The organism is Bradyrhizobium sp. 197, from assembly GCF_023073375.1.
In the GTDB taxonomy this organism is placed as follows: domain Bacteria; phylum Pseudomonadota; class Alphaproteobacteria; order Rhizobiales; family Xanthobacteraceae; genus Bradyrhizobium.
Genome location: NZ_JADPJJ010000030.1, coordinates 164,081 through 178,284, shown reverse-complemented (window position 1 = coordinate 178,284; position 14,204 = coordinate 164,081). Strand labels below are relative to the sequence as shown.

The 14,204-nt window shown below is 64.0% G+C and carries 15 protein-coding genes; 9 read left to right on the top strand and 6 right to left on the bottom strand.

The window, feature by feature from the left end:
• Positions 1-7: 7 nt before the first annotated feature.
• Entirely contained in the window at positions 8-1,015 is a 1,008-nt protein-coding gene (locus tag IVB27_RS07375; RefSeq protein ID WP_524536466.1) for a glycerophosphodiester phosphodiesterase, read from the bottom strand.
• Between the two features lie 160 nt (positions 1,016-1,175).
• Between IVB27_RS07375 and IVB27_RS07370 the strand changes: the two genes are divergently transcribed.
• From IVB27_RS07370 to IVB27_RS07360, 3 genes are read left to right on the top strand one after another with little or no spacing between them, the layout of a single operon-like run.
• The gene (locus tag IVB27_RS07370; RefSeq protein WP_247442507.1) at positions 1,176-2,135 is read left to right on the top strand and encodes an acyl-CoA desaturase; all 960 of its coding nucleotides are present in this window, start codon (positions 1,176-1,178) and stop codon (positions 2,133-2,135) included.
• Positions 2,136-2,181: 46 nt separating this feature from the next.
• Entirely contained in the window at positions 2,182-3,564 is a 1,383-nt protein-coding gene (locus IVB27_RS07365; RefSeq protein WP_247442505.1) for an MBOAT family O-acyltransferase, read from the top strand.
• Entirely contained in the window at positions 3,539-4,552 is a 1,014-nt protein-coding gene (locus IVB27_RS07360; protein WP_247442503.1) for a hypothetical protein, read from the top strand. The genes IVB27_RS07365 and IVB27_RS07360 overlap by 26 nt, the downstream gene beginning before the upstream one ends.
• Positions 4,553-4,558: 6 nt before the next feature.
• On the opposite strand, the gene IVB27_RS07355 is transcribed toward IVB27_RS07360, so the two are convergent.
• Positions 4,559-6,253 carry a fatty acyl-AMP ligase gene (locus IVB27_RS07355; RefSeq protein ID WP_247442501.1) on the bottom strand — a complete coding sequence of 565 codons (1,695 nt, stop codon included), beginning with the start codon at positions 6,251-6,253 and terminating at the stop codon, positions 4,559-4,561.
• A 25-nt stretch (positions 6,254-6,278) separates the two neighbouring features.
• On the bottom strand, positions 6,279-6,533 hold the full coding sequence (locus IVB27_RS07350; protein WP_247347689.1) for an acyl carrier protein: 255 nt from the start codon (positions 6,531-6,533) through the stop codon (positions 6,279-6,281).
• A 315-nt stretch (positions 6,534-6,848) separates the two neighbouring features.
• On the opposite strand from IVB27_RS07350, the gene IVB27_RS07345 reads away from it, so the two are divergent.
• The gene (locus tag IVB27_RS07345) at positions 6,849-7,607 is read left to right on the top strand and encodes a hypothetical protein (RefSeq protein ID WP_247442500.1); all 759 of its coding nucleotides are present in this window, start codon (positions 6,849-6,851) and stop codon (positions 7,605-7,607) included.
• A gap of 2 nt (positions 7,608-7,609) precedes the next feature.
• Here the strand turns inward: IVB27_RS07345 and IVB27_RS07340 are convergent, their stop codons facing one another.
• The gene (locus tag IVB27_RS07340; protein ID WP_247347684.1) at positions 7,610-8,392 is read right to left on the bottom strand and encodes a L,D-transpeptidase; all 783 of its coding nucleotides are present in this window, start codon (positions 8,390-8,392) and stop codon (positions 7,610-7,612) included.
• Between the two features lie 315 nt (positions 8,393-8,707).
• On the opposite strand from IVB27_RS07340, the gene IVB27_RS07335 reads away from it, so the two are divergent.
• Positions 8,708-9,031, top strand: coding sequence for a hypothetical protein (locus tag IVB27_RS07335; protein WP_247442498.1), 324 nt, complete (start codon positions 8,708-8,710; stop codon positions 9,029-9,031).
• A 46-nt stretch (positions 9,032-9,077) separates the two neighbouring features.
• Here IVB27_RS07335 and IVB27_RS07330 read toward each other — a convergent pair whose 3' ends face one another.
• Both IVB27_RS07330 and IVB27_RS07325 read right to left on the bottom strand, forming a co-directional pair.
• Positions 9,078-9,839, bottom strand: coding sequence for an ABC transporter permease (locus tag IVB27_RS07330; protein WP_247442496.1), 762 nt, complete (start codon positions 9,837-9,839; stop codon positions 9,078-9,080).
• Positions 9,836-10,759, bottom strand: a complete 924-nt coding sequence (locus IVB27_RS07325; protein ID WP_247442494.1) for an ABC transporter ATP-binding protein — start codon at positions 10,757-10,759, stop codon at positions 9,836-9,838. Before IVB27_RS07325 ends, IVB27_RS07330 begins: the two co-directional genes overlap by 4 nt.
• 288 nt (positions 10,760-11,047) lie before the next feature.
• On the opposite strand from IVB27_RS07325, the gene IVB27_RS07320 reads away from it, so the two are divergent.
• From IVB27_RS07320 to IVB27_RS07305, 4 genes are all read left to right on the top strand, one after another.
• A complete protein-coding gene (locus IVB27_RS07320; RefSeq protein WP_247347676.1) occupies positions 11,048-11,764 on the top strand; it encodes a hypothetical protein in 717 nt (238 codons plus the stop codon).
• Between the two features lie 310 nt (positions 11,765-12,074).
• Positions 12,075-12,335, top strand: coding sequence for a hypothetical protein (locus IVB27_RS07315; protein WP_247442485.1), 261 nt, complete (start codon positions 12,075-12,077; stop codon positions 12,333-12,335).
• A 351-nt stretch (positions 12,336-12,686) separates the two neighbouring features.
• Positions 12,687-13,172, top strand: coding sequence for a hypothetical protein (locus IVB27_RS07310; protein ID WP_247442483.1), 486 nt, complete (start codon positions 12,687-12,689; stop codon positions 13,170-13,172).
• 25 nt (positions 13,173-13,197) lie between these two features.
• Positions 13,198-14,187 (top strand): formylglycine-generating enzyme family protein, encoded by a 990-nt coding sequence (locus tag IVB27_RS07305; RefSeq protein WP_524536465.1) that lies wholly within the window; start codon positions 13,198-13,200, stop codon positions 14,185-14,187.
• Positions 14,188-14,204: the final 17 nt, after the last annotated feature.

The following is a 14,204-nucleotide window of genomic DNA, read 5'->3' as shown; positions in this document are numbered from 1 at the left end:
GCCGCTTCTACGGCTCCACCGGTGTCCCCGCGGGCAACGCAATTCCCTTCTCGCCCGCGACCTGTCGCAGCAGGTCAGGCTTGTCGGAGATGATGCCGTCGACGCCGATCTCGATCATGCGCGCCATGTCTTCCGGCTTGTTGACGGTCCAGACCACGACGCGCAGCCCGAGCCCGTGCGCCTCCGAGACGAGCGCTGTGGTCACATCGCCGAAATAGGGCGACCAGATCGCGCCGCCCGCAGCCTTGATCGTTCGCGGCAGCGAGCCGCCGTGGTCGGCCGGGCTGAATCCCGCCGTCCAGTTGGTCGCCTTGTCCAGCGCCACCGTCTGGCCCGAGCCGCGCTGGAGCGTCAGGTACACCGTCGGCATCTTCGGTGCCCGCTGCTGGACGAGCTGCAGGGTTCGCCAGTCGAACGACTGGATCATGACGCGGTAGGAGAATTTTTCGGCTTCGATCAGCCCAAGCAGCTTGGTGACGAAAGCTTGCGGATCGAGCGTCTCGTCCGGATGGTTCGGATCGATCTTGGTCTCGATGTTGAAGCGCACGCGCGTGTTGCCGGATTTGCGCACCAGCGTGAACAACTCGCTCAAGGTCGGAATGCGTGTCCCGGGCACGGCGCGCTGGTTGGGGAATTGCTTGGCGTAAGGGCTGTCTGGCCGGATCTGGCCGACGTCGTAGGTTCTGACCTCGGCGAAACGCAATCTTGCGAAAGGCGTGCCGGGCGGGGCGACATAGGTGCCGCTCGCATCCCGCGCCAGATCGGGATTCAGCCCGCGCTCATGCGAGACGACGACCTCGCCGTCGGCGGTAATGCCGACGTCGAGCTCCAGCGTGCCCACGCCCATCGACAGCGCATTGGCGAAGGCCCGAAGAGTGTTTTCCGGCAACAGTGCCCGGCCGCCGCGATGGGCCTCGAGGTCGAATCCCGAATCAAATCCCGAATCAGATCCCATGGCCTTTCCCGCAACGAGAAGTAACAGCACGGTCAAGATTGTCGCAGCACGTGATGGCATGGTGGCTCGCAGGGCAAGCGGAAAAGGGCCGAATCTGAACGCATTTCGGCGCGGCGGATCCATTCTATAGGCTTTCGCGCCTGTTGAAACCTTGGGGGGTGGCTTGGGTTGCGCTCGCCCAGCGGGTATGTACTCATGGAAGCTGCCCTGGAATCCCGACGTGCAACAGAAACGCGATCACCGCATTATCCGCAGCCGGCATTTTCATCGGATGCAGCGGCGGCATTTCATCCTTTTCGACGTTTTGCCCTTGGCCGGCACGCTGGTGGCGCTGGCCCTTCTGTTCTACCGCCCGATCGGCGCGATGGAGCTCGGCCTGTTCGTCGGCTTTTGGCTGGTCACCGGCCTCGGCCTCACCGTCGGCTATCACCGCCTCTTCACCCACCGCGCCTTCGCGACCTCTACGGCAATGAGCGCGATCCTGACCGTGATGGGATCGATGGCGGGCCGCGGTCCCATGCTGTCCTGGGCGGCAATGCACCGCCGGCATCATGAATTGTCTGATCACGATGGCGATCTGCATTCGCCGCGGCTGCATGGCGACGGCCCGTTCGGCCGCCTGCGCGGCTTCCTGCACGCGCACCTGACCTGGATGATCGCGCACGATTATCCCAACGTCGCGCACTATGTCCCGGATCTGATGGCGGATCGCAGGCTGGTTGCCGTCAACAGCTACTATTACACGTGGGTCGGTCTCGGCTTGGTGCTGCCGGCCGCGATCGGCGGCCTTGCCACCATGAGCCTGTGGGGCGCGCTGACCGGCTTGCTCTGGGGCGGCGTGGTGCGCATGTTCGCGGTCGAGCAGACCATGTCCGCCATCAACTCCGTCATGCACAGCTTTGGCGCGCAGCCCTTCGTCACCCGTGACGACAGCAGCAGGAATCTCGGCGTGATGGCCTGGCTCGCCTGGGGCGAGGGCTGGCACAACAATCACCATGCCTTTCCGTATTCCGCGGCCTTCGGCCTGCGCTGGTTCGAGTTCGATCCCGGCTTTATCTTCATCCGCGCACTGGAAGCGCTCGGACTAGCCTGGGACGTCAAGGTGCCCAGCGAGGAGAAGATCGCCCGGCGCATGTCGCGGCAGCCGGGCGAGGCGACGCCCGACCTGGAAACGGGCTGAGCATCATCGGCCGGCGCAACGCCGGCGATGGCTCAGCTTTGAACCGATGCTGTTCAACGACTATCCCTTTCTCTTGGTCTTCCTGCCGGCGGCGCTGCTGACCTACCGCCTGGCCGATCCCTATCCGCATTTGCGCATCGGCGTGCAGGTCGCGCTGTCGCTCGCCTTCTATGCCTGGGGCAGCCCGTCCTTCATCCTGCTCCTGATCGGCTCGATCGCGATCAATTGGCTTGCCTCGGTCGCCTATGGGCGCGTGAAGTGGCCGACGCTGCTGACGCTCGTGATCGTGCTCGATCTCGCGGTGCTGGCGCTGTTCAAATACGCCAACTTCCTTCTCGCCAATCTCGGCCTCGTGCTCGGTACGACGCTGCCGGCGCTCAACATCGGGCTGCCGCTCGGCATCTCCTTCTTCACCTTCCACCACATCATGTATCTGGTCGATCTGAAGCGCGGCAGGGCGCCGCTCTATGCGCTCGACCGCTACGCGCTCTACATCGCCTTCTTCCCGCAGGCGATCGCCGGCCCCCTGGCGCGCTGGTCGGAGGTGATGCATCAGTTCGGCAGGCAGGTCTACGTGCCGGGCTGGCAGCGTCAGTTCTGCGTCGCGACCTGCTTCATTGCGATCGGCCTGTTCGAGAAAGTCGTGATCGCCGACGGCATCGCGCATCTGCTCGATCCCATCTACACCCAGGCAGCGAACGGGCCGCTCCCGAGCGGCGATGCCTGGCTCACCTTCTGCTTCTCCTTCCAGATACTGTTCGATTTCTCCGGCTATTCCGACATCGCGATCGGCCTTGGCCTGCTGTTCGGCGTGCAGCTGCCGTACAATTTCAATGCGCCGCTGCGCTCGACCAACATCCAGGATTTCTGGCAGCGCTGGCACATCACCCTGATGCTGTTCCTGCGCGATTACGTGTTCTATCCGCTGGTCAATCTGCGCCTGCTGCCGCGGCGCTGGCTTCCCGTCCAGTTTTTCGCCGCGATGATGATCACGATGGCGCTGTGCGGCCTCTGGCACGGCGCGAGTTGGACCTTCGTGCTGTGGGGCGTGCTGCACGGGCTTGCGCTGGTCGCCTGCACGCTGTGGCGCCGCTATGGCCCGGATTTGCCGTCATCGCTCGGCTGGGCGCTTACCGTGCTGTTCGTGCTCGCGACCGGCGTGATCTTCCGTGCGGGATCGGTGGAAGCGGCCTGGCATGTCTTTGCCGGACTGGTTTCGCCGCTGCCGCTCGAGCGCGGAAAGCATTTGTGGCCGCTGATTGCAGCGCCGCTCTTCGCCTTCCTGCTGCCGGCGAGCCAGGACATCGTGGCGGTGCTCACGCGCCGTCCCAATCCGTGGCTCGCGGGTCTGCTCGGTCTTGGGCTATTCGCATTGCTGCTCCACATGGGTGGTCGGGATCTCCATGACTTCGTCTACTTCAAGTTCTGAGACCGACCCCGGCTGGGGCCGGAGCCTGCTCGCGTGCCTGGGCACGCTGATCGGCGCTGCGCTGCTGGTGCTCGCACTGATGGTGGCGGTCGATCCCTATGACAGCGGCAAGCTCGGCCTGCTCGGCATCGACGGCGTCGACAATCGGCTCACCCAAATCACGGCCGCGAGCCGCGCCAGGAATCCGGATTTCAATGCTGCCATCCTGGGCAATTCGACAGCGCAGATGATCGAGCCGACGGAATTGTCGCGTGCGACCGGCCTGCGATTCGTGCAGCTCTACATGACCGGCGCGTTTCCCCGCCAGGAGCTTGCGGTGCTGGACTTCTTCCTCCGCAATCACCGGGAGGTCGGCGCACTGGTGATCGTGGCCGACCCCGGCTGGTGCGAGCATGCGCGGGCGAAGGAGGTCGGCGGCGTCCCGTTTCCCGACTGGCTCTATGACAGAAGCGTCGTCACTTACGCTGCACGTCTGATCTCCTGGCAGGCGATCGAGCAGGCTTTTCAGCGGATCAGTATCGGGCTGGGCCGGCGACCACGGATGAACCCCGACGGCTTTGTCAGCTACGAGGACATCTGGCCGCCGGGCCAATTCAAGGAAGTCGGCTGGCCCAGGGATCCGGCGCCGTCCTTGTCCGCCGGGATGCGGGCGACATTTCCCGAGATCGCTGTGCTGGCAGATACCGTCAGGACATTGCCGGCCGATGTGCCCGTCGTGATCATCGTGCCGCCGACCCTCGCAACCACGGTGCCGAAGCCCGGTACGGAAATCGCCCTGGAGCGCAGCGCCTGCGACGCCGCGCTGAAACAGGTGGTCGCGGGCCGGCCGCGCAGCAATTTCATCAGCTATCGCGTCGATAACGATCTCACGCGCGACCGCTCCAATTTTGCCGACTTCATCCACTACCGCGCGATCCTCGCGCGCAAGCTCGAGCAGGGAATCGCAGCGAGCCTGCGCGACGGGGAGGGTGCGAAGATCGATTTCTGAGCCGGCTCAGCCGATCCCCTCGAAGCCACCGTCGAACCAGAGCCTGCGCGCCAGCTTGCGTTGGATCTTGCCGCTGGTGGTCTTCGGCAGCGCGCCGGGACGGATCAGCGCGATGTGGCGCGCGGAGAGCTCGTGGTGGTCGGCGACAGCCTCGCGGATCAGGCCCTTGATCGCGTCGGTGTCGATCGAGTGGCGCGCGGTGCGCTCGATCTCCTGGACGATGACGAGCGTCTCTTCGCCGCTCTCGTCCTGCACCGAGAACGCCGCGCCGCAGTTTTCGCGCAAAGCTCCGTCGAGCGATTGCACGGTGCGCTCGACGTCCTGCGGATAATGGTTGATGCCGCGGATGATGATGAGGTCCTTGATCCGACCCGTGACGAACAGTTCGCCTGTGACGTCGACGAAGCCGAGGTCGCCTGTGCGCAGCCACGGCCCGCCTTCGCCGGCAATCTGCGCATTGAGCCCCTCGCGCGTCGCCTCGTCGTTGCGCCAATAGGCGCGGGCAATATTGGCGCCATTCACCCATATCTCACCGACGCGGTCGGCGGGCAGGCGGGTGCGGTCGTCCGCGTTCACGATGGCGATCCGCTCTCCGGTGAGTGCGCGCCCGCAGCCGACGGCGACTTGCGTGTCCTCCGCATCGGAAGGCGTCTCCGCCGCGTGCGCCTGAAGCGCCGTGCGGCTCACGCTGCGTGTGACATGACCGTCGCCGCGGTGTCCGCCGGAAATCAGGAGCGTCGCTTCCGCCATGCCGTAGGCGGGATACATCGCGCGCGGATCGAAGCCGTGCGGCGCGAATGTCTGGATGAACCGTTCGATGGTTCCCGCATGCACCGGCTCTGCGCCGTTCAGCGCGATCCTGAGCGAGGACAGGTCGATGCCCTCCATCTGATCGGCGCGGAAGCGGTTGACGCAGAGGTCGAAGCCGAAGTTCGGGCTGCACGCGACTTCCGCGCGATAGTGCGAGATCGCGCGCAGCCAGCCGAGAGGCCGCTGCATGAACGCGTTCGGCGCCATCAGCACGCAGGTCGCGCCGACATAGAGTGCTTGCAGCGCGTTCAGGATCAGCCCCATGTCGTGATAGAGCGGCACCCAATTGACGTAAGTCGATTGCCGGGTGTTGCCGAGCGCGATCCGGATCATCTCGAGATTGGCGAGCAGATTGGCGTGGCTCACCATCACGCCTTTGGGCTCGGAAGTAGAGCCGGAGGTATATTGCAGGAAGGCGGTGTCGTCAGGCGCGGGAAGTTCGAATGGCTCACCGTCGGCCACCGCGAGATCGACCTCGATCCAGCGAATGTTCTCCTGCGCGAAGCGTGCTCTCAGTTCACCACGGAGCGCGACGGCCGAATTGGTCAGGGCCAGCGCCGGCGTGCAATTGGCGAGGATGGCGGCGCTGGCATCGCGCGCGCTGTTTCGCCGCGGCATCATCATCGGCACGGCGATGATGCCGGCCATCAGGCAGCCGAAGAACGCCACCATGAATTCGATGCCCGGCGGAAACACCAGGATGGCGCGGTCGCCGGGCCGTGCGGCCGCGGTCAGGCGCGACGCAAGCGTGGATGCGGAGTCATGCAGCTGGCGGAAGGTGAGCACAGCTTCCTCCGTCCCGCGATCGGAGACGAAGACATAGGCACGGTCGTCGGCCTGCTCCGCCGCACGCCGGGCCAGCAGTGCCACCAGCGAGCGGAAGGTTTCCATGTGGATTGCGCCGGCTTCAGCGCCCTCAGGCGGCGGGGCGGATTGCACGCTTGTCAGCGAGAAATCGCGACAAGGCCTCAACGGTCGGATGGTCGTAAAAGTCGTCCGTCGACAGTTCGAGGTCGAGCTTCTCCTCGAGTTCCATCATCAGGTAGACCAACATCGCCGAATCGAGGCCGAGACGATTGAATTTCGTGCCGATGTCAACTCGGTCCCTCGAAATTCGCAGGATATTCGCCAGGGCGGTAACGCAGAAATCCGAAATCTGCTCGCGTGTCATGTCATGTCCCAGAAACAATCAGAACGACAATACGGGCGACCTACTGGTTGTCAATTTGGCCGGAACGCCGCAGCGTTGAAGGTTGGGGACTGTTGCTTTCCTGCGTCGTCCGAGTGCTCAATCCGTGCACAGGCTGGCGCGCTTTCCGCGCTTGGGCCCGATTGCGAGGCGCTTCTGTCCCCGCGGTTCCTGTCGGATCCTGCCTGCGTCCATCCAGCGCCGCAGTGATTTGATTCGTCGAGGGCGGTTGATGACGGCCGCGGAGGGCCGAAACTGGCCTCCAAGAAAAAATGATCGGCACCGGGAGCAACCCACATGCGGCATATGTTCATCGCGATCATGGCGGTTCTTATGGCCGGGCAGGCGGCAGCCAAGGATGTGCATTCGGGTGCGAGCCTCTATGAAGACGTGACGCGTTACGCGTCCTTCGGTCTGCACCGGTTCGGTTCGCCCGGCGATCGCGCCACCGGCGAGTGGATCGCCGCCGAGCTCAAGGCCGCCGGATTCGAGGTCAGATCCCAGCCCGTCGTGCTTGGCTGCGTGTGCGAACGTGGCCCCGGCATTTCCAACTTCCTTGCGCTGGCGCGCACGGTCGCTGCCGAAAAATGGCCGGCGCATGTCGTCTTCATCGCGACCGCCGGCCATGAGATCGGCCATGGCGGCATGGAGCTGTTCCTGAAGAACGGAGCGCCGGCGCCGAAGGAAACACTGGCGTGGATTCACTTCGGCTCATCGAACGCCTGCTACCCCTTCGCGGAGGGCGCCCGCTCCGATCGGCCTGAGGAGGAGCGTTATCTCGTGCTGAGCAAATCCGCCGTCGCGCTGACTGATGAAGCCTTCGCCAAGGTCGACGCGAAACGGCTGGTGACGGAGAAGCAGGCGGTCGGCGAACTGCGCGATGTGCATGCGGCGGGGTACGCCAATTTCCTCGGCGTGGCCGGCCGCCATCGGACTTTCCACACGCCGTCGGACGATCTCGCCGCGACCGGGCCCGAGCTCCTCGAGCCGGTCGCCCGTGCCTTCGTCCAAGCTGCGCGAAAAATCGTCGAGCGCGGCAACGCCGCGTTCAGATAGCGTCAGTTCTGGTAGTAATAGCCGCGCGGCTGATAAACCTGCCGGGGCTGCGGCTGGTAGTAGTTGCCCTGCTGGCCGTTGCCCTGATTGTAGTATTGCTGCGGCTGTTGCTGATAGACCTGCGCGTCGTAGAGCGGGCGGCTCGTCGCGCGCGGCGCGGGATAGCGCGCGCCGTTGTCGCTGCCGTCGGCGGGATAGATGTAATTGTCGTCCTGCGGCATGTAGCGGCGGGCGGGTGCGGCCGGCGGCGTCAGGTTCACGGGATCGCCTGATGTGGCGTACTGCTCTTCGGCCGGTTGCGGCGCGCGGGCCACCGCTGTGGGGTTGCGGCCGCGCGGATTGCGCGCAAGCGCCACCTGCGCCGATCCTGTCAGCGTCACCGTTGTGTTGAGCACGCCCTGCTGCTGCACCAGCGCGTAGAGCGTCGTGGCATTCTGGCGCGACAGCCGTACGCAGCCGTGGGAGGCGGGCGAGCCGAGCCGGCCGACCGAGTCCGTGCCGTGGATGGCATGCCCGACCTTGGTGAAGAAGATCGCGTGCGGCATCGGCGCGTCGTCGAATTCCTTGGAGTAGTGATCCTCTTCCATGCGGAAGGTGCGGAACGCGCCGTTTGGCGTCTCGCGCGAGGGGATGCCTGTCGACACCGGCCAGTGGTAGCGGGCGACGCCGTCGACGGCGACGGTCATCTGCTGATTGTCCTTGTCGATGGTGATCTCGACCTTGGCTTGCGCGGTGCCCGCGGTCAAAAGCATCAGCGAGGTGAATACAATAAAGAACGAACGCATCTGACTTCTGGCCTCCGGCCTGTTCACGCTAGGCGCCGCGGCTCTCCGTCCCCGGCGTGCACTATGCCTGCAATCCGGCTTTCGTTCCAGCGGCCTGCCTCGCCCATCGTTAACGGGACGCCCGGCGTAAGCAAGGCCGCTTTGTGCCGCAAAGCCAGCGGCGGTGCTGACATTTTCGCGAGCGGGGATGCGTTCACAACGCCGACAATTCGTCACAATGGCGCAACCATTTGGCCGCTCGGTGCGTTGACTGTGGCCACGCTCGACTGGCGGCGCCCGCCGCCGTTACCCTTTATATTTTCCTTGGGATCGAAGATGAACAAAGCCCGCATCGCCGCCGCGTCATTCCCGGCGGGTCTGCCCCTCCGCCTGCTGCTCGCAGCCGCCGCCATCCTCCTCGCGCTATTGTCGCTGCCGCAAGCTGGCCACGCCCAGGGTATCGTGCGCGGCGCCCAGGAAGGCTCCTATGAAGGCAATCGTATTGCCGGCCCGGTGGGCGGTGCAGTCGGAGGCGTCGTCGGCGCCGGTGTCGGCGGTGCCGTTGGCGCGGTCGAGGGTGTGTTCGGCATTCCCCATCGCGGCCATCGACGCTGCCGCGGCTATTACGACGGGTACCACCGCTTCCACTGCTATCGGTAGCCGCTGGCGATTCCGGGGCGCGCGCGCCCCGGAATGACGGCCAGGGTCAATTCTTCAACCGATACCCCGTCCGGAAAATCCACCAGATCAGGACCAGGCAGATCATCAGGAACGCCGTCGTCATGCCGACGCTGACGGACACGCTGACATCGGCGATCTCGTAAAAGCTCCAGCGGAAGCCGGAGATCAGATAGACGACCGGATTGAGCAGCGCCACCGTGTGCCAGGCGGGCGGCAGCATGTCGATGGAATAGAAGCTGCCGCCGAGGAACGTCAGCGGCGTCACCACCAGCATCGGGATCATCTGCAGCTTTTCGAAGCCGTCGGCCCAGATTCCGATGATGAAACCGAACAGGCTGAACGTCACCGCCGTCAGCACCAGGAATGCCAGCATCCAGACCGGATGATGGATGTGCAGCGGCACGAACAGGCCGGCCGTGGCGAGGATGATCAGGCCGAGGATGATCGACTTGGTCGCGGCCGCGCCGACATAGCCGAGCACGATCTCGAAATAGGAGATCGGCGCCGACAGGATCTCGTAGATCGTGCCGGTGAATTTCGGGAAGTAGATGCCGAACGAGGCGTTGGCGATGCTCTGCGTCAGCACCGAGAGCATGATCAGGCCCGGCACGATGAAGGTGCCGTAGCTGACGCCCTCGACCTGGCTGATGCGCGAGCCGATCGCGGCGCCGAACACCACGAAATATAGCGAGGTCGAGACCACCGGCGAGACGATGCTTTGCAGCAGCGTGCGCCAGGTACGCGCCATTTCGAACAGATAGATGGCGCGGACAGCCCGGTAGTTCATGACGCCCTCACGAGGTCGACGAAGATGTCCTCGAGCGACGATTGGGTCGTGTCGAGATCGTTGAAGCGGATGCCGGCGATGCGGAGGTCGCCGAGCAGGCTGGTGATGCCGGTACGCTCGCCCTTGGTGTCGTAGTCGTAGACCAGCGTCGCGCCGCCGTCGCAGAGGTCGAGCTCGTACTGGCCAAGGCTCTCCGGCAGAGCATCGAGCTTGCCTTGCAGATGCAGCGTCAACCGCTTCTTGCCGAGCTTCTGCATCAAGGTGGCCTTGTCCTCGACCAGCACGATCTCTCCCTTGTTGATGACGCCGATGCGGTCGGCCATCTCCTCGGCTTCCTCGATGTAATGCGTGGTCAGGATGATGGTGACGCCGGATTGCTGAAGCGTGCGCACCACTTCCCACATGCCCTTGCGCAGCTCGACGTCGACGCCGGCGGTGGGCTCGTCCAGGAACAGGATCTGCGGCTCGTGCGACAGCGCTTTCGCGATCATCACGCGGCGCTTCATGCCGCCGGAGAGCGTGATGATCTTGCTGTCCTTCTTGTCCCACAGCGAGAGGTCCTTCAGCACCTTCTCGATATGCGCAGGATTCTTCGGCTTGCCGAACAGGCCGCGGGAGAAGCTCACGGTCGCCCACACGCTCTCGAAGGCATCGGTATGCAATTCCTGCGGTACCAGCCCGATCAGCGAGCGCGCCTTGCGATAGGAGGTCTGGATGTTCTCGCCGCCGACCAGAACCTTGCCTTCGCTCGGATTGGCGATGCCGCAGATGATCGAGATCAGCGTGGTCTTGCCGGCGCCGTTGGGACCGAGCAATGCGAAGATTTCGCCGGGCTTGATGTCGAGATTGACGTTGTTGAGCGCCTTGAAGCCGGACCCATAGGTCTTCGACAAATTGGCGACGGAAATGATGGAGGACATGATGGCCGCAAGTCTGAGGGGCTGAATGCTGGGGAGGGAAGGCTGGAACCAGCCGGGAAGGGCGGGTCAGCGGAGCCCTCAGATAGGAATGCCCTTGACCGGCTGCAATTGCCGAGAGAAAAATGGTCTCAAAGCAGGCCCTTCCGTGGCAGGTTTCGGGCAAGTGTTGCGCGATGGTCACGGCTTGCTGCTAAGATCGTTGTTCACGCGGCTCTTTGTTGCGTCTGCGAGCAGGCCATGGCTACGATTCCGGCCAATCGCGAAGCGTATTCCCCGGGGAAAAGATCGATGAGACCGAACGGCCGTCACACCGCCGGCACCAGCCAGTTGTCCGCTCTCCGTGTATGGGCGATGAGCCTGCTCCTGCTGTCAGCTGTTGCCATGAGCCCGACCACCGCCCACGCGGCTCCGAGCCAGTCCGCGGCCGCGACCACGCATGTCTACCTGCTCCGCGGCGTGCTCAACATCTTCTCGCTCGGGCTCGATACGATCGGCGCCCGGCTCCAGGCGCAGGGCATCCCGGTGACCGTCTCGAACTTCGTGTCCTGGTCCTCGCTCGCGGATGAAGCCGCCATCGCCTACAAGGCCGGCCGGCTCAAGACCATCGTGCTGGTCGGGCACTCCTCCGGCGCGACCGCGCTGCCGGACATGATCGCCAAGCTCAACCGTCTTGGCGTTCCCGTGAAGCTCGCGATCGGGCTCGACTCCGTGTTCAAGACCAAGCTCTCGACCGGCGCGGAGCGCTACATCAACATCTATATCGGCGACGGCCCCGGCGAACCGGTGAAGCGCGCGGACGGTTTCCGCGGCAAGCTCGACAATGTCGACGTCCGCGGGTCCGGCGTCGGCCACATCTCGATCGACAAGAACGAGGCGATCCAGCGCCGCGTGATTGCCGAGATCGACGCCGCAATCATGCACTCGCGCGCACCTGCTCCGGTTGCCGAGCCCGGCAGGCCCAGGCCGGCACGGTCGGCGGCGGCAATGGCTCCGGCCAGGAACTAGCTGGATCGCCGTTTTGGATAGCGGAGCGAACGTCACACAATCGCCTTCGCTGAAAGGCCACCGGCCCGACGAAAACGAGATGACCGCAAACGACGCGCTTCCTTCGTACCTGCCGTGATGCTCGTCGCGTGCGGGTGTGGGTGAGTTGACTGCGCATGCGTCCGCGGTCGATTTGCACGATGTTTCTCTGAGAGCCGCGGACCGCGTTCTCGAGCTGTTCGAAGCTTTCGAGGCTCCGAACTTGTATCGGTGTGAACTGTGCCCCATCGGTTCTGTCCGATCTCAGAACCTTGCCTTGAGGGCTTTCCCCGTGGAGGCGGATGAAACCGAGGTGTCGATGGCGAGCGGCAACGACACCGTGAAGAAAGCCCGCCGTTCCCTCCAGATGGTTGACGACGTCGAACTCGCGATAGACCTTGAGCCGCGTCGAGACCGGCAGCTTGCCGATTTCAAACGTGTAGCCAATGGCGCCGCTGAGCGCGACCACACGTCCCTTGAACGAGCCGAGGACCGCGGCCCGCTGAGATATTTGTACTGCCCACTCCGGCGCCGTTCGAGCGCGATCCCATAGGTAGGCGCCGATGCCGCCTTCGGCCGCGTTGGCCGGTGCATCGTTCAGGCAAAGCAGCGCGCCGACCGCAAGTGCGGCGGTAACACGATGTCGCATTTGCCTACCTCGATTCCCCAAGGCGCAATGCATGATCGCAAATCGGAGTCCGGTTATTTCTATGCGACATTCCGACGCGACAACGATATCTCAATTTTAGAGCGAGTGCTAAAAAATGGCACAAATCGTACATCACATGCGCGCGGACTTCTGTTACGCTGAAAACCCATGGCAATCCAAAAGAAGTCGGGAAAGGATACTGGCCAATACGCGCGGTGGTTCAACTTAAGACTGAAATATGGAAGGGCGTCTGAAATGCGATCGGTCGTAAGAAGTCTTGTAAAAATAACGGTAATCCGCCGTTCGAGCGTAGCAATCGCTCTTGGCCTGACGGTCCTTGCGGTCACCGGGCCGACGGCCTCCGCCATCAATGCCGGCCCAGCCGGTGTGCTGGGATACCAGATCAAGCAGGAGAGTTCTCTCATCGACGTCGTTGTGCGTCGCGGTGGCGGCGCGGTGCGCCGGACCACCGTCGTAGGGCCGCGCGGCGGCGTGGCAAGCCGCACCGTGGTGCGCCGGGGCGCCGTAGTGCGTCCGGGCTATGCCGGTGGCGGCGTACACTGGGCACGGCCCGGTCGGTACTATTGGCCCAGGGGCGGAGCCATCGCTGCCGGCGCTGCGATCGGCTTTGTAACCGCCGCTACGGCCGCTGCTTGGGCGGGCGCTGCTCCCGCTCCAGGCATGTGCTGGTACTACACGGACCCATCGCGCACGCAGGGCTTCTGGGACTACTGCCGGTAGCGGGCCATCGTCTGGAGCCGGCGCCATGACGTTGCTGCGTACCGAGATCGGGCTGAACGAACGACCGTTGCAGGATAGCCGGACCAATGAGATGGTTCGGATTCCCGGCGGCACGTTCCGTATGGGATCGAACCATCATTATCCCGAAGAGGCGCCGGTCCACCGCGTGACGGTGGATGGCTTCTGGATCGACCGCACACCGGTGACGAACCTCCAGTTCAAGGAATTCATCAGGGCGACTGGCCACCGGACGTTTGCCGAGATTCCGCCCGACCCGAAGGATTATCCCGGCGCGCTGCCGCACATGCTCTACGCCGGCTCGCTGGTGTTCTCGCCGCCGCCACGGGTGGCTAATTTGCGCGACTGGAGCCAGTGGTGGGATTTCATGAAAGGCGCCGACTGGCGCCACCCGTATGGGCCGAAGAGCAACATCAATGTGCTCGATCACCATCCGGTCGTGCATGTGTCGTTCTCCGACGCGCTCGCCTACGCGCAATGGGCGGGCAAGGATCTGCCGACCGAGGCCGAATGGGAATTTTGCGCACGCGGCGGCATCGACGGCGCCGAGTTTGCCTGGGGTGACGAATTTCTGCCCGGCGGCGCACATATGGCCAACACCTGGCAGGGTGAATTTCCCGGACAGAACCTCAACGCCGACGGCTACGAGCGCACCTCGCCGGTGACGGCTTTTCCGTCGAACGGTTACGGTGTCCACGACATGATCGGCAACGTCTGGGAATGGACGGCCGATTGGTATTCTCCGAAGCACGAGGCCGACGCGCCGAAGTCGTGTTGCATTCCGGAAAACCCGCGCGGCGGTCGCGAAGAGGCGAGCTTCGACCATAGCCAACCGAATATCAAAATTCCGCGCAAGGTGATCAAGGGCGGTTCGCATCTGTGCGCGCCAAACTATTGCCGCCGTTATCGCCCGGCGGCGCGGCATGCCGAGGCGATCGATACCTCCACCAGCCACCTTGGGTTCAGGTGCGTCGTCAGGAGCTCACCTACCTGTTGATTTTTGCGGTCGTGCAA